This is a genomic window from Pseudomonas sp. 1121_17, assembly GCF_052850745.1.
Genome location: NZ_VXCX01000016.1, coordinates 80,240 through 93,789 on the forward strand (window position 1 = coordinate 80,240; position 13,550 = coordinate 93,789).

The window sequence follows — 13,550 nt, forward strand, 5'->3', positions numbered from 1 at the left end:
GGCTCAGTGTAAGGGATCAGCGGTTCAACGGCGCGACGAAGCGGCTGCGCGCGCTGCTGCGAATGCTTGGCTCGTCGCTGTCCTGGATCTCGAAGGTCAGGTCCTGGGCGCTGCTGCTAGGGCGCTCTGCAAGCATCGCGACCGATACCGGCAGCTCGCCCATTTCGCCGGCGCGCAAGGTGAATTTGGTGCTACCGTGCAGCTCGAAGCCGTCCGCATCCACCAGGCGCAGCTGGTAGCGCTGTGGCTGCTGGGTCTTGTTGATGACTTTGAGCAAGTAGATGTTCTCGATCTGGCCCAAGGCGTTTTCGCGGAACAAGCCGCGGTCCTTGATCACATCCAGCGACACCATCGACCGCTCCTGCAGGGCGAGCACCAGGGCGCCGATCATGACCACCAGCGCGGTTACATAGCCGAGCAGGCGTGGGCGCAGCCAGTGGGTGGAGCCGCCTTGCAAGGTGTGCTCGGACTTGTAGCCGATCAGCCCACGCGGGTAGCCCATCTTGTCCATCACCCCGTCGCAGGCATCGATGCAAGCGGCGCAGCCGATGCAGGCCATCTGCAGGCCTTGGCGGATATCGATACCGGTCGGGCAGACCTGCACGCACAATGTGCAGTCGATGCAGTCGCCCAGCTGCTGCGCGCGCGGGTAGCTGCCTTTCTTGCGTGGGCCTCGCGCTTCGCCGCGACGCGGATCATAGGCGACGGCCAGGGTGTCCTTGTCGAACATCACACCCTGAAAGCGCGCGTAGGGGCACATGTGCATGCACACGGCTTCGCGCAGAAAACCGGCATTGAGGTACGTGGCACCGGTGAAAAACAGCACCCAGAACAGGGCAACACCCGTCAGCTGCAAACTCAGCAGCTCCTGCGCCAGGGGGCGGATAGGGGTGAAGTAGCCGACAAAAGTAAGCCCGGTAAGTACGGCAATCGCCAGCCACAGCGCGTGTTTCAAGCTCCGCCGGGCAACCTTGTTCACGCTCCATGGCGCCGCTGCCAGCTTGATGCGCTGATTGCGATCGCCTTCGGTGATTTTTTCGCACCACATGTACAACCAGGTCCAGGTACTTTGCGGACAGCTATAGCCGCACCAGACCCGGCCAGCGAACACGGTGATGGCAAACAGGCCAAAGGCGCTGATGATCAGCAGCGCCGACAGCAGGATGAAGTCCTGCGGCCAGAAGGTGGTACCGAATACATGGAACTTGCTGTCGGCAAGATCCCACAGCACTGCCTGGCGGCCACCCCAGTCCAGCCAGGCCGTACCAAAGAACAAGGCAAACAAGGCACCGGCAAAACCGATCCGAAGATTGCGGTAGATGCCGCTGAAGCTACGCGTGTGAACGGCGCCGCCGCTGTAACCGCTGCCTCTTTGGGCTGCTGGGGGTGTTACCTCAATCACGTGGTACGGAATTTTATCGCTCATGTCGCGTGGCTCATCGGGCTTCAACAGACCCGGGCACTATGGGCCGGTGACTGTTTGCAGCACAGACTCAGCTAAAGCGATAAAAACCGTATCAGTTATCTCGTAGGCCGCGCCAAACCCTTAGATTACCGAGCCAGGCTCACTTGTCTTCAGATGTCTGCGGCTATCTACCGCACCGATAACAGTGAGCGCGTCAGCCTCCGCTTCGGTGATCGGTATGCGCTCCCCCGCAAGCACAGCGACGGACATGCGCAACTGCTCGTCAGTGACGATCTCGACTTCCGGGCCATTGCCCTCGATCCGCAGCTTGTCGCCGATGAGCGTGCAGTGGCGGCTGTTCTGGTCAACTTCTATAGGCATGTCAACGTCCTCTGGGTGGTTGCTATTAGTGACCGCACGGTTGCCCTGGTTGCTGCATTGGCTGATCGAAACGGCACTTCGGCATAGGCTGAGGGGTCAACCGTCAACACGGGCAGAGGAGGGTGTTGATGGAAAGCGGCTGGGAGACGATTTTGGAGACTATCCAGGCCGAGTTTGCCGATGTGACCAATGTCGAGGAGGTCACACGCATTCTGGTGCGTTTGCTGATGGCCGCGCTGTTGGGCGCCGTGCTGGGCTTTGAGCGGGAACATCGCGGCAAGTCTGCTGGCGTGCGTACGCACATGCTGGTCTCCCTGGGTGCAGCACTGTTCGTGCTGGCGCCGAGTATGGCCGGCGCAGATGCTCAGGCGCTGAGCCGGGTAATCCAGGGCATCGTTGCAGGTATCGGCTTTTTGGGTGCGGGTACCATTCTTAAAGGCAATGGCAGGGATCCCAGCCACGTCAAGGGGCTGACTACTGCGGCGGGCTTATGGATGACCGCAGCCATTGGTACGGCTGCCGGGATGGGGCGGGAGGCGACTGCGCTGATCAGTACGATCCTGGCGCTGCTGGTGCTGAGCACCATGCCCAAGCTGGTAGACAAGGTCGAAGGAGGCAATGATCAGAAGCAGCGGGAAGAAGAGGGCTGATAGCACTGAGGGGAGCCGAAGCTCCCCTCAAATCGTTGCTGCCTGCTCTGTTGTTATTATTGAAGACTGGCCTTTTGTTGTTTTTGTAAGCCTGCCTCGGTGCTGCGAGCAACCCCCATGCGGGGTCAAGAGCAAACGTATTTTTTTGAGCGCTGACCTGCTTTCATCATGTTGATCCGACCGTGACTGTGGCTACCTGGAGGTAGTTTTGTTGTTCTGTGTCAGGCCGCGGGGTTAACCCCCAGGAAATCAGTTCTACTCCAAAAAAATCTGCTTGCTACGCCTCTGCCGTGTTGTTCTTGTTATGTCAGAGCCGTTACCTGTTGTTTTTATTGGGTGTCACGTTTTTGTTCTTGTTATGTCAGAGATATAGCAGGTGGCGTGCCAACTTTTCAAAACCCTTGAAAATCAACGGCTTGGCTATTTCCTGCGTCTTTTCACTGCGAGAAATTCTGTCGAATTGTTTCCCTGTTACCCGAATTTCCGCTGCGGAACGTGGGGGCGGTAACACCAGGCCCACACATTGATGACATTAGTGTGACTCATTGTGCGCTACGGGCCCGCGCGACACGCGAGCCTGTCGGTCGCCCCAGCACCTGGCTGATGCGCTGGCCGACGGCGATCAGCCGGTCGAGGTCTATGCCGGTCTCGATTCCCAACCCCTGCAGCAGGTAAAGCACATCTTCAGTGGCGATGTTGCCGGTAGCGCCCTTGGCATAAGGGCAGCCGCCAAGCCCGGCGACCGAGCTGTCAAACACCTGGATACCTTCCAGCAGGCTTGCGTAGACGTTGGTCAGGGCCTGGCCATAGGTGTCGTGGAAGTGCCCGGCCAGTTGTGCACGCGGCACCTGCGCTGAGACCACTTCAAACAATCTGCGTGTGTCACCGGCAGTGCCGGTACCGAGGGTGTCGCCCAGCGAGACCTCATAGCAACCCATGTCATACAGCGCCTTGGCTACCGGAGCAACCTGCTCGGCGCTGACTCGGCCTTCATAAGGACAGCCAAGCACACACGACACGTACCCGCGCACCCGTACGCCATGGCTGCGCGCTGCCTCCATGATGGGTTCGAAGCGCTGCAGGCTGTCACTGATCGAACAGTTGATATTGCGCTGTGAGAACGCCTCGGTAGCAGCGGCGAATACCGCTACCTCTTTGACACCCGCAGCAACCGCGTCTTGAAAACCACGCAGGTTCGGCGCCAACGCTGCGTAGGTGACACCAGGACGATACTTGATCGCGCTGAAGACCTCGGCCGAGCCGGCCATCTGCGGGACCCACTTGGGCGAGACGAAACTGCCCACCTCAATGTATGACAAACCGGCCTCGCTCAGGTCATCGACCAGGCGCACCTTGTCGGCGACGCTGATCGGCTGGGCTTCGTTCTGCAGCCCGTCGCGTGGGCCGACTTCAACCAGGCGAACGTGTGTTGGCAATGACATGGCAGGGTTCCTGTGGCGAGTCAGCACGTGCTGTCGGAGGGTTTGGGCGTGGCGGCAAGCGCTTGCTCGCAGCGCTCCTGAGCGGTATCCAGTTCAAGGTGCATCTGCTCGATATCAAGCATTTGCTGCTCCAGCTGCGCGCGGCGTTCGGCAATTTTCACCAGCATGCTGTTGAGCTGTTTGAAGTTGCCACCGCGCGGGTCGTACAGCTCGATCAGCTCGCGGCACTCAGCCAGGGAAAAACCGATGCGCTTGCCGCGCAGAATCAGCTTGAGCGTGACCTTGTCGCGGGCACTATAGATGCGCTCCAGCCCGCGCCGCTCAGGGCTGATCAGGCCTTGCTCTTCATAGAAGCGGATGGCCCGGGTAGTGATGTCCAACTCACGGGACAGGTCGGAGATGCTGTAGGTCTGGGTGCTCATGCTTGGGCTCGGAAGATTTATCCCGCTAAGCTACTGGGGCCTTGACGTTTACGTCAAGGCGTCCCGGCTTAATCAGTACTTGCCATGCGCACAGGTGGTTCAGTGCTAGCAGGCATGCTACAAACGAGGCTGATCATTTATAAATTGAATTCTGCGATGTCTATCAGCGTTAAATCGAATAGGGCGTTGTTCGATCTCGACTTGTTGCGCGCGATCGTTGTGGTGGCCGATTGCGGCAGCTTCACCACTGCCGCGGCGCGCTTGCACTCGACTCAATCGACCATCAGTCAAAAAGTCAGGCGGCTGGAAGAAATGGTCGGCCATCGCCTGCTGGTGCGGGGCAATCGTGATGTGTTGCCTACCGATGCCGGACAGACCTTGCTTGGCTATGCCAGGCACATGCTCGCGCTCAACGATCAGATGCTCGAAGCCCTGGCCGGCGCGATGGTCGGCACTACGGTGCGGCTTGGGGTGCCGGAGGATTTCGTCGGCGGGCGCACGACCAATGCGCTGTCTGACTTCAGCCGGCGCCATCCGCAGGTCAAGCTCGAGGTGACCAGCGGGCTGTGTCGCGACCTCAGCCAAGCCTACGACAATGGTGAACTGGACCTGGTGCTGCTGAAACAACGGCGCAACAGCCGCGAAGGGGTAGCCTGCTGGCCCGAGCGCCTGCAATGGATCGACAGCGCACGGCTGCCGGCATTCGAGCTCGATCCAATTCCTCTGGTGACCTTCCCCCCGCGTGGGCTGTACCGCGATGACATGATCAACGCTATCGAGGGCATGGGCCGGCGCTGGCGCATCAGCTTCACCAGCTCCAGCCTGAGCGGGATTCAGGCGGCGGTTGCTGATGGTATGGGGGTGAGCCTGCTGCCGCCGCGTGCTGCGACGGCTGAACACCGCGTACTGGGCACTGAGCACGGCTTGCCGGAGGTCGACAGCTACGAGATTGTCATAGTGCACAGGCCAACTGCCGAGCAGATGGTGCGCTCGTTGGCGCAGGTGCTGACAGAGCTTCTGATGGTTCATGCCATCTGACAGGCACGCAGATTGTCCTGTCAGCGAGACAATCAGTGCTGTTTACACCGTCTATTGCGCGATTATCACCGCAGGTAAGCTTGTACCCAGTCAAAAAGGAGACCTCTCATGAAAGACATTCTGGGCGTTCATCATGCCCCTGCCGGGCACTGGGTGGGCGATGGTTTTCCGGTGCGCAGCCTGTTTACCTATGACCAACTGGCTCGGCATATCAGTCCGTTTCTGCTGCTGGATTACGCCGGCCCGCACGAGTTTGCGCCCACTACCGCTCGGCGCGGCGTTGGCGAACACCCGCACCGCGGCTTTGAGACTGTGACCATCGTCTACCAGGGCGAAGTCGAGCATCGCGACTCCACGGGCGCCGGCGGTTTGATCGGGCCGGGGGATGTGCAGTGGATGACCGCTGCCGATGGCATCATCCATGAAGAATTCCATTCGCCAGCGTTTGCCCGCAGCGGCGGAGCACTGGAGATGGTGCAGCTGTGGGTCAATCTGCCGGCGCGGGACAAGCGTGCCCCGGCGGGTTACCAGACACTGCTGGCAGCGAATATCCCGGTTGTGCCGCTGGCCGACCAGGCCGGCAGCCTGCGGGTGATCGCTGGCGAGTTCGAGGGCGCCGCCGGGCCGGCGTGCACATTTACCGAGATGGACGTCTGGGATCTGCACCTCAATGCCGGCGCTGCATTGCAATTGCCGGTCGCCGCAGGGCGTAACGCTGCCATCGTCGTACTGCTCGGTAGTGTCAGGGTCAATGGCGAGCGCGAAGCGGGTCCGGCCAGCCTGGTACTGCTCGACCGCGCCGGCACCGGGGTTCATATTGAGACGCAGGAAGGGGCGGTATTGCTGCTGCTCAGCGGTGAGCCTATTGACGAACCGATCATCGGTTATGGGCCTTTCGTGATGAACAGTCAGGCGCAGATTGCCGAAGCATTCGACGACTATCAGGCTGGCCGCTTTGGGAAAATGGGTGGCGGACACGGCCCTGCGCACTGATCGCCAGTCATGGCCTGACCGCCCGTCGCGCCATGCCACTGGCATAACGAACGGTCGCCGCCGCCCGATGATCTTCCACTAAGGTGCTAGTGGATTGCTGCGTATTGGATGTTCTGGCGAATGGACCGTCGCTTGAACGCGAGCAACATCGGCTGACGCCTCGCCCTAGACGGCGTACTCAAAGACAACAGGCCATCCCACGAAGAGGGTCGTACCATGTCGTTGATAGGTGTTTCAATGCTGGAAATGCGGCAAATCATCGAACAGGCCTGCCTGCCTGATCGGTGCGAGGTCAGTTGCCCTGACGGGGCCAGCCTGACCATCCGCCTGGGCGAGGGCCCAAGCCTTAAGGACTGCGTGACATTGACCGAGGTGCCGATCGACAGTCTTAACAGCTGCCGCGATCTGGTTGGCTTGGTAGCAGAACTTCGCGCTCAACAACGGCAGGCTCAGCAGCCGATCGTGACCAAGCGGATCGCCTGATCGCTGGCCGTGTCGGTTACTGCAGTTCGACCAGCAGATTGATCCCGCCATCGCCGCACTTGCCGTGCTGGCGTACTACCCCGTGATAGCTGCGCCCGTCGAAGCTGAACGCCACACTGTGGGCGCTCTGTAACTTCGCCGGCAGCGGCGGCGAAACATGCAACCTGAGCGCTGGCGCACCTTGTAGGTTAACCGGGGCAAATTGCACGTGGCATTCGGCGCGGTGTGCCACGGGGCCAAACAGCGTGTCACGGACGTAATCCAGCTCCAGGCAGGCACTGGCGGCGCGGTAGGTGCTTTTGCTGGCTGGGCGGTGCTCGGGTGGGCATTCGGACGCGGGCATTTTGAAGGCTCCTGAATGGCTTAGGCTTGTATCAGGATATTGAAGCTGGAGGCGGGCAGACGTTCATTTAATTGAACGTCTGTTGAGAATGAAGTGCGGTTTGGCATGTTGGGGCTGCTGAGCAGCCCCGTTGTACCTTCGCTCAACCTGAAGAAATTCAGCGCTGCGGATTGAGTGTCAGGTGCACATGACGGTTGACGTCCTTGTACAGCAGGTAGCTGAACGGACCCGGGCCGCCGGCATAGCAAGCTTGCGGGCAGAACGCCCGCAGCCACATGAAGTCGCCAGCTTCGACCTCGACCCAATCCTGGTTCAGGCGATACACGGCTTTGCCTTCCAACACGTACAGACCGTGCTCCATCACATGCGTCTCGGCGAACGGAATCACGCCGCCGGGCTGGAAGGTGACGATGTTGACGTGCATGTCATGGCGCATGTCGGCCATGTCGACAAAGCGCGTTGTGATCCAGCCACCGTTGGTGCCCGGCATCTCGATCTTGGTCGCATTGTCGCGGTGGGTGACGAACGCTTCTGGAATATCCAGGCCTTCGACGCGCTGGTAATGCTTGCGCAGCCAATGGAAGGTGACGTTGGCCTTGCTGTGGTTACGCAGGCTCCACTCGGCGCCTGGTGGAATGAACGCATAACCGCCAGGAGCCAGGGTGTGATGCTTGCCCTGCAGGGTGATGTCGATTTCACCCTCGACCACGAACAATACCGCTTCGGCATTCGGGTCCAGCTCTGGACGCTCACTGCCGCCTTCCGGGGCAACTTCAACGATGTACTGCGAGAAGGTTTCGGCAAAACCGCTCAGAGGGCGAGCGATAACCCACATGCGCATCTTGTCCCAAAACGGCAGGTGGCTGGTGACGATGTCACGCATCACGCCTTTAGGGATAACGGCATAGGCTTCGGTGAACATGGCACGGTCAGTCAGCAGCTCGGTTTGAGCGGGGTGCCCACCGTGAGGGGCGAAGTAGGAATGGTTCGACATGGACAGTCTCGACTTGTTGTTCTCTCCCCGTGCCGGAAACCGCACCGGCCGGTGCGCCGCAGGGGATGCACGGACAGGATAGGGGCCGTGCACAGCCATCCACAAATTAAATGTTGAAATACCCGCTATTCGATTACTAAATACGCACCTTGCGCCCTGCGTGTTGTTCCGGCAAGCGATCACCCTGGCCGAACAGCTTGTGACGCAGAGTGCCTTCCGCGTAGGTCAAAGGGTAGCGGCCGCGCCGCTGCAGCTCCGGAACCAGCAGCTCGACGACATTGCTCAAATCATCCGGTTGTACGGCGTAAGTGAGGTTGAAACCATCGACACCGGTCTGGTCGATCCAGCGCTCCAGTTGGTCGGCAACCTCGCTGGCGGAGCCGATCAAGACTGGGCCGCGCCCGCCAAGGCCGATGAATTCGGCGGCTTCGCGCACCGTCCACTGCCGGCTTGGGTCGGCTGCGGTAAAGGCGGCCAGGGCTGCGCGACCCGCATCATTCTCGACGTATTCAATCAGCGCATCCGGATCGAGGCCGGCGAAGTCGATGCCGGTCCAGCCGGACAGCAGTGCCAGGGCGGCGTCGAGATCTACATAGCTGCGGTACTCGGCAAAGCGCGCCTGCGCTTGTTCTTGGCCGTCCGCAACGATCAACAGCGCCTGCGCGTAAATCAGCACCTCGCCAGGGCCGCGTCCTGCCGCAGCGCTGGCCTGGCGCACGCCCTCGGCATAACGGCGCAGCACCGTCGGCGTCGGCCCGCTGATGAATACGCACTCGGCGTGCTCTGCAGCGAAGGCCTGACCGCGCGCGGAGGCGCCGGCCTGGAACAGCACAGGCGTGCGCTGCGGCGAGGGTTGACACAGGTGCATCCCAGGGACCTGGAAGTGCTCGCCGTGATGGCCAATCGGATGGACCCGCGAGGGTTCGATGTAGCGGCCCGATTCGCGGTCCAGCAATACGGCATCGTCATCCCAGCTTTTTTCCCAGAGCTTGTACAGCACCTGCAGGTATTCATCGGCCAAGTCATAGCGCTGGTCATGGCCCAACTGCCGAGCCAGGCCAAGATTGCGTGCAGCGCTGTCCAGGTAGCCAGTGACGATATTCCAGCCGACCCGGCCATTACTCAGGTGGTCCAGGGTCGACATGCGGCGGGCGAACGGGTACGGGTGCTCGTAGGTCAACGAGAAGGTCACGCCGAAGCCCAGATGCTCGGTGACCCCGGCCATGGCCGGGACCAGCAGCAGGGGATCGTTGACCGGGACCTGCACGCCACCACGCAGGGCCGCTTCGGGCCCGCCCTGGTAGACGTCGTAGATGCCCATGACATCGGCAATGAACAGCGCGTCGAACAGGCCACGTTCAAGCAGACGAGCCAGGTCAGTCCAGTAATCCAGCCGGTTGAACGCCACGCTGGTATTGCGTGGATGGCGCCACAGCCCGGGGGACTGATGACTGGCGGCGTTCATGCTGAAGGCGTAGAAGCGAATCGGGCGGGGCATGCGAGGCGTTCCTTGGCGTCAGGGCAGGACGGCGGTCGGATACACCGCGTCAGCTACGTTCAACTTGTGCGGGATCAGCCCCAGGCCCTGGAAGGTGTCGGCCAGTTTTTGCTGTTCGGCAACGATGGCTGGGGTAATCGGCACGGCGTTGTAGTTGCGCCGCTCGCTGGCCACTTCCAGCACTTCGGGCTTGATCCCCAGTTGCGGGGCCAGCAGGCTGGCGACTTCGGCTGGCTTGGCATTGGCCCACTGGCTGACCTTGGCCAGCTCGCTGAAGAAGGTCTTCAGCCATTCGCGGTGCTGGTCGGCAAAGCTTGCGGTGGAGAGATAGAAGGTCCGGTTGTTGGTCAGGCCGCTGCCATCGCGCAGGTTTTTCAAGCCCGGTTGCTGCTCGGCTGCTGCCAGGAACGGGTCCCACAGCGTCGAAGCCTGCACGCTACCCGATTGCAGCGCGGCGACGGCATCGGCGGCGTTGTTGACGTATGCCGGGGTAACGTCCTGATAGCTCAAGCCAGCTTGCTGCAACGCGACGGCCAGTAGGTATTGGGCATTCCAGCCGCGGCCAGTGGCAACTCGCTTGCCCTTGAGCTCCTGCACGCTGGTGATGTGATCCTGTTCGCGTACCACCAGCCCGATCCCGCGCGGGTAGGGCTGTTCAGCCGCCAGATAGACCACAGGCTTGCCAGCGGCCTGGGCGAACACCGACGGTGCATCAGCGGCGTGACCCAGGTCGATCGCACCGGTGCTCAGCGCTTCTAGCAGTTGCGGGCCGGCGGCGAATTCGTGCCAGCTGACCTTCACGCCCTGTGCAGCGAGCGCCTTTTCCAAGGCGCCCGTGCCCTTAAGGATGTTTACGCTGTTGAATTTCTGGTAGCCGATACGCAAGGTCTTGGCATCGTCGGCTATGGCTTGTGACCAAGGCAGTATGGAGCTGACTACACTGGCCAGCAGGCCGCCGAGCAAGAGACGGCGAAGGGTAGAAAAGGCACGGTTGGACAAGGCGGGTGCTCCTGAGCGAAGGCTGGAATGTGGGCTCCAGCGTAAGGGAGGCGGCTCAGGGCTTTCAATTTTTTTAATTCCATTTGGTTAGATTGTTTTGTTCTTTTTATATCCTTTTGTGTTTATAGGGTTTGAGCGTTATCCCTTGTGTTTCAGCTCTGCGACCAGCACTAGCGATTGCGGCACAGGACTTTGTGGATGCTGCGGTTCCTGCAGTTGGAGGAGGGTTAGTCCGGCCATGTCCAACGCCGCGAGCCAGCTTGTCAACGTGCGCATATACCACGGCATCGGCTTCCAATCACCCTCGAACCCAGCGAAGGATTCTTCACGCCAGCCATCCTGATAATCACCGTTGGCGGCGCTCCATGGGTGTAGCGACTGGATCACCAGCACGCCGCCCGGAGCCAGTAAGGTGGTCATCGCGCTCAGCAGCGGGATGATGTCCTGATGAAGCAGTGCGAAGTTGGCGCAAATCGCGTCGTAGCATTTGCCCAGTCCCACATCGCCGCTGGCGAGTTGTTCATAGCTGCAGTGGTGGACGGGTGATGAGCCGGCTGCGCGTGCTGCCTCGACCAGGGTTGAGTCGCCATCCACGCCTACAGCTTCGATACCCCGAGCAGTGAGGGCGCGCAACAGCCATCCCTCACCGCAGCCGAGGTCGAGAACCCGCTGTGGCTGGCGTGACAGGATGGCCAGCAGGATCGCTTGATCGGTGACCTGGCGGCGGCTTTCGATGCTGCCACTGCGCACGGCTTCAATCCAGGCGTGGGCGTTGTCATGCCAGCTTTGCTGGAGGCGGGTTGCAGGGTCAGGGGAGGGCATGGCTGGCTCCGGCAGTGACAGATAGGTACAAGCTTAGGCGGTGCACTGGGCCCAGTGACATCGATACTTCATCCGACCAGCCAGCCGCTGTCGCCCTCGATCAGCGTGCCGCCATGGTCAGTGGTGTCCCCAAGTCGCGCCACGGCCTTGCCTGCGATGGCATAACTTGGCGAGCCGCTTGCAATGACGGCGCCGCAGCTTATGCGGTCGCCAACACAAGCAACCTCGCGCCCGCCGACCATTGTCGCAGAGGTGCCCGAGACCACTTCGCCGGTGCCGTGAATTGGGCAGTTATGTTTGTGGCCGATCAGCACGATGGGTTTCATCGGTGGAGGACTCCTTGACTGTAGTGGACTGGTTGCCGGGCTTGGCTCGCCTACGGGTAGCGCGTGGTTTTTTCGCCGGCCGCTGGCCCGGGCGTATGGCCCAAAGATGGGCGTTCTCACGCAGGCGCTCCTGGATATGAGGCGGCCTGTCGGCCAAAGTGGTTAGCGGCGGGATGGGTTTACCGGGTAGTCCTGCTTCGCGGATGATTTTTGGCCAGCGCGGTTTCCAGCACAGCAGCAGGCTTAGCCAGTGGCCCAGGCCGATGATGAGGAAGGCGGGCGAGATGAGAACAAGGCCTAACTTGATGATCTGCGAAGAATGCCGGAAGTAATGGCTAAGGCCCTCGAACTGCGGAGTGAATGCCTGCCATGGCCAAGGGAAATGTGAAGTGATGCGTGGGCGGGGGAGGCCCTCAGGGCCTTCGTCCATGAAACGGCGGATGAACTCCCATTCGGCCTGGATTTCATGAGGGTTAGTGGAAACTTTCCCGATCCATACAATTTCCGGATATAACATCTTGGTAGTTTGGGATGACCAGAAGAGAGAAAGCGTGAGAGCTCCGCCGTTGCCGCCTGGTGCCGCCGATGATGTAATTCCGTGCCATGGTAAGGTCACCACGCCACCGCAGTATAAAGGACGGTGGAGGTGGACCTGGCCGGTGAGTCTGTTGAATCGAACCAGTAAGTGCCGCGAGGTGAACATTTCCAGGCGCGTGATTTTAAGCCCATATTTAAGATATGCTGCTGCATAGCAGGAGGTTAGTGCAAAGAAGAACATGGCTAGAAATAAGATGTCAGGTGCAACGCTTCTGCCAGTATCAGCAATGCTAAAGATTAACTCGGAAGCGTAGTGCGCTGTGGCTATTGCGCCAATTGATATAAGGCTGAGAACCATCGCTGATAGCATACTTATGAGTCCGCGTTTATCTTCTGAGGCTCCTGCTCGCACCTCCAATATGTGGTTTGAGAGAGTGTAGACAGGGCCTCTGATTCTCGGCTTGTCGCTGGCTTTTTGCTGTGCTGCTTGAACATCCCTTGCTTCATCAGACTCGTAAACCAGTGGGAGGCTAGGGGTTTTACTATTCTTGGCTCCAGTAGAGTGCGTCTGATCTATCACAAGCTCCCAAGCCTGCCACTCAATAAGATACATTACATACCCTCGTGCGCGATGCTGAGTAGCTCCGCCAATTCGTTCAGATCAGTCTCGTAACCTTCATTTGCTATATCGATCCTGAAGCAGCATTTACTGCACCATTTCTCGAGAGCATTGTCATCAACGATCATGATTAGCACTGTCGTTGCTAGAACAGCCCACCCGCTGACGAGTATTATTCTGCTCAGGAGCAGACTTGCGGCTCTGTTGGCAGCAAGTCGAGCTGAAAGTCCCGCTAGAGTTTGCATGGACGCTCTCTCCACTCCTGCGTTTCGGAGTGCAAGCCATTCAAACAAAGGCCCGGCATGCGCAAATGCAGTGCCTGCCTGCGCTAAGACTAAGGCGGAAGTCGCAGCTGCTCTTATTGAGTAAGCACCGGTTAAACTTACTCGTCTACTTACAGAGGGTATCGCACTTTTACTCGCATTGATCGCATCCATTACGTCCAAGACTGCGCTCACCAGTCCGCCAGCCCCAGCCAAGGCTGCACCCCATAAACGATACCGCCCCAGGCTGATACTCGCTCCCCTCGCCGAGGCACTCCTCCGGCCAAGAGATGCCAGTGCCTGCTCTGTCCCCACCGCCAACAGCTCCATCCCCC

15 protein-coding genes are annotated in these 13,550 nt (G+C 60.0%); 4 read left to right on the top strand and 11 right to left on the bottom strand.

What is annotated here, in order from left to right; all coding sequences use genetic code 11:
• Positions 1–16 precede the first annotated feature (16 nt).
• Both ccoG and FW789_RS22445 read right to left on the bottom strand, forming a co-directional pair.
• Positions 17–1,426, bottom strand: a complete 1,410-nt coding sequence (gene ccoG, locus FW789_RS22440; protein WP_411563057.1) for a cytochrome c oxidase accessory protein CcoG — start codon at positions 1,424–1,426, stop codon at positions 17–19.
• 120 nt (positions 1,427–1,546) lie between these two features.
• Positions 1,547–1,786, bottom strand: coding sequence for a DUF3203 family protein (locus FW789_RS22445; RefSeq protein WP_446432067.1), 240 nt, complete (start codon positions 1,784–1,786; stop codon positions 1,547–1,549).
• Between the two features lie 128 nt (positions 1,787–1,914).
• Between FW789_RS22445 and FW789_RS22450 the strand changes: the two genes are divergently transcribed.
• Positions 1,915–2,436, top strand: coding sequence for an MgtC/SapB family protein (locus FW789_RS22450; protein WP_103437522.1), 522 nt, complete (start codon positions 1,915–1,917; stop codon positions 2,434–2,436).
• A gap of 542 nt (positions 2,437–2,978) precedes the next feature.
• Here FW789_RS22450 and FW789_RS22455 read toward each other — a convergent pair.
• Both FW789_RS22455 and FW789_RS22460 read right to left on the bottom strand, forming a co-directional pair.
• The gene (locus FW789_RS22455) at positions 2,979–3,878 is read right to left on the bottom strand and encodes a hydroxymethylglutaryl-CoA lyase (RefSeq protein WP_103437521.1); all 900 of its coding nucleotides are present in this window, start codon (positions 3,876–3,878) and stop codon (positions 2,979–2,981) included.
• A 20-nt stretch (positions 3,879–3,898) separates the two neighbouring features.
• Positions 3,899–4,300: a MerR family transcriptional regulator gene (locus tag FW789_RS22460; protein ID WP_103437520.1), complete on the bottom strand. Its 402-nt coding sequence runs from the start codon at positions 4,298–4,300 to the stop codon at positions 3,899–3,901.
• Between the two features lie 156 nt (positions 4,301–4,456).
• Here FW789_RS22460 and FW789_RS22465 point away from each other — a divergent pair, with 156 nt between their 5' ends.
• The 3 genes from FW789_RS22465 to FW789_RS22475 all read left to right on the top strand — a co-directional run bounded on the left by FW789_RS22465 (position 4,457) and on the right by FW789_RS22475 (position 6,814).
• Positions 4,457–5,338: a LysR substrate-binding domain-containing protein gene (locus FW789_RS22465; RefSeq protein ID WP_101319788.1), complete on the top strand. Its 882-nt coding sequence runs from the start codon at positions 4,457–4,459 to the stop codon at positions 5,336–5,338.
• Between the two features lie 108 nt (positions 5,339–5,446).
• Positions 5,447–6,331, top strand: a complete 885-nt coding sequence (locus FW789_RS22470) for a pirin family protein (protein ID WP_446432068.1) — start codon at positions 5,447–5,449, stop codon at positions 6,329–6,331.
• Between the two features lie 216 nt (positions 6,332–6,547).
• Positions 6,548–6,814 (top strand): DUF1652 domain-containing protein, encoded by a 267-nt coding sequence (locus tag FW789_RS22475; protein WP_103437518.1) that lies wholly within the window; start codon positions 6,548–6,550, stop codon positions 6,812–6,814.
• Positions 6,815–6,830: 16 nt separating this feature from the next.
• Here FW789_RS22475 and FW789_RS22480 read toward each other — a convergent pair whose 3' ends face one another.
• The 7 genes from FW789_RS22480 to FW789_RS22510 all read right to left on the bottom strand — a co-directional run bounded on the left by FW789_RS22480 (position 6,831) and on the right by FW789_RS22510 (position 12,946).
• On the bottom strand, positions 6,831–7,157 hold the full coding sequence (locus FW789_RS22480) for a hypothetical protein (protein ID WP_186700997.1): 327 nt from the start codon (positions 7,155–7,157) through the stop codon (positions 6,831–6,833).
• Positions 7,158–7,314: 157 nt separating this feature from the next.
• Positions 7,315–8,151, bottom strand: a complete 837-nt coding sequence (locus tag FW789_RS22485; protein WP_103437516.1) for a bifunctional allantoicase/(S)-ureidoglycine aminohydrolase — start codon at positions 8,149–8,151, stop codon at positions 7,315–7,317.
• Between the two features lie 136 nt (positions 8,152–8,287).
• Positions 8,288–9,649 carry an LLM class flavin-dependent oxidoreductase gene (locus FW789_RS22490; protein ID WP_446432069.1) on the bottom strand — a complete coding sequence of 454 codons (1,362 nt, stop codon included), beginning with the start codon at positions 9,647–9,649 and terminating at the stop codon, positions 8,288–8,290.
• Positions 9,650–9,667: 18 nt separating this feature from the next.
• Positions 9,668–10,648, bottom strand: coding sequence for an aliphatic sulfonate ABC transporter substrate-binding protein (locus tag FW789_RS22495; protein ID WP_446432070.1), 981 nt, complete (start codon positions 10,646–10,648; stop codon positions 9,668–9,670).
• A 138-nt stretch (positions 10,649–10,786) separates the two neighbouring features.
• On the bottom strand, positions 10,787–11,470 hold the full coding sequence (locus FW789_RS22500) for a class I SAM-dependent methyltransferase (protein WP_207073548.1): 684 nt from the start codon (positions 11,468–11,470) through the stop codon (positions 10,787–10,789).
• Between the two features lie 68 nt (positions 11,471–11,538).
• The gene (locus FW789_RS22505) at positions 11,539–11,796 is read right to left on the bottom strand and encodes a PAAR domain-containing protein (RefSeq protein WP_103437512.1); all 258 of its coding nucleotides are present in this window, start codon (positions 11,794–11,796) and stop codon (positions 11,539–11,541) included.
• Complete coding sequence (locus tag FW789_RS22510; protein WP_446432071.1) at positions 11,762–12,946, bottom strand: DUF6708 domain-containing protein; 1,185 nt, start codon at positions 12,944–12,946, stop codon at positions 11,762–11,764. Before FW789_RS22510 ends, FW789_RS22505 begins: the two co-directional genes overlap by 35 nt.
• Between the last annotated feature and the right edge of the window lie 604 nt (positions 12,947–13,550).

What these genes read in the sequence shown, in the direction of transcription:
- ccoG (WP_411563057.1), bottom strand. Translation starts at nt 1,426, where the DNA reads ATGAGCGATAAAATTCCGTACCACGTGATTGAGGTAACACCCCCAGCA.
- FW789_RS22445 (WP_446432067.1), bottom strand. Translation starts at nt 1,786, where the DNA reads ATGCCTATAGAAGTTGACCAGAACAGCCGCCACTGCACGCTCATCGGC.
- FW789_RS22450 (WP_103437522.1), top strand. Translation starts at nt 1,915, where the DNA reads ATGGAAAGCGGCTGGGAGACGATTTTGGAGACTATCCAGGCCGAGTTT.
- FW789_RS22455 (WP_103437521.1), bottom strand. Translation starts at nt 3,878, where the DNA reads ATGTCATTGCCAACACACGTTCGCCTGGTTGAAGTCGGCCCACGCGAC.
- FW789_RS22460 (WP_103437520.1), bottom strand. Translation starts at nt 4,300, where the DNA reads ATGAGCACCCAGACCTACAGCATCTCCGACCTGTCCCGTGAGTTGGAC.
- FW789_RS22465 (WP_101319788.1), top strand. Translation starts at nt 4,457, where the DNA reads ATGTCTATCAGCGTTAAATCGAATAGGGCGTTGTTCGATCTCGACTTG.
- FW789_RS22470 (WP_446432068.1), top strand. Translation starts at nt 5,447, where the DNA reads ATGAAAGACATTCTGGGCGTTCATCATGCCCCTGCCGGGCACTGGGTG.
- FW789_RS22475 (WP_103437518.1), top strand. Translation starts at nt 6,548, where the DNA reads ATGTCGTTGATAGGTGTTTCAATGCTGGAAATGCGGCAAATCATCGAA.
- FW789_RS22480 (WP_186700997.1), bottom strand. Translation starts at nt 7,157, where the DNA reads ATGCCCGCGTCCGAATGCCCACCCGAGCACCGCCCAGCCAGCAAAAGC.
- FW789_RS22485 (WP_103437516.1), bottom strand. Translation starts at nt 8,151, where the DNA reads ATGTCGAACCATTCCTACTTCGCCCCTCACGGTGGGCACCCCGCTCAA.
- FW789_RS22490 (WP_446432069.1), bottom strand. Translation starts at nt 9,649, where the DNA reads ATGCCCCGCCCGATTCGCTTCTACGCCTTCAGCATGAACGCCGCCAGT.
- FW789_RS22500 (WP_207073548.1), bottom strand. Translation starts at nt 11,470, where the DNA reads ATGCCCTCCCCTGACCCTGCAACCCGCCTCCAGCAAAGCTGGCATGAC.
- FW789_RS22505 (WP_103437512.1), bottom strand. Translation starts at nt 11,796, where the DNA reads ATGAAACCCATCGTGCTGATCGGCCACAAACATAACTGCCCAATTCAC.
- FW789_RS22510 (WP_446432071.1), bottom strand. Translation starts at nt 12,946, where the DNA reads ATGTATCTTATTGAGTGGCAGGCTTGGGAGCTTGTGATAGATCAGACG.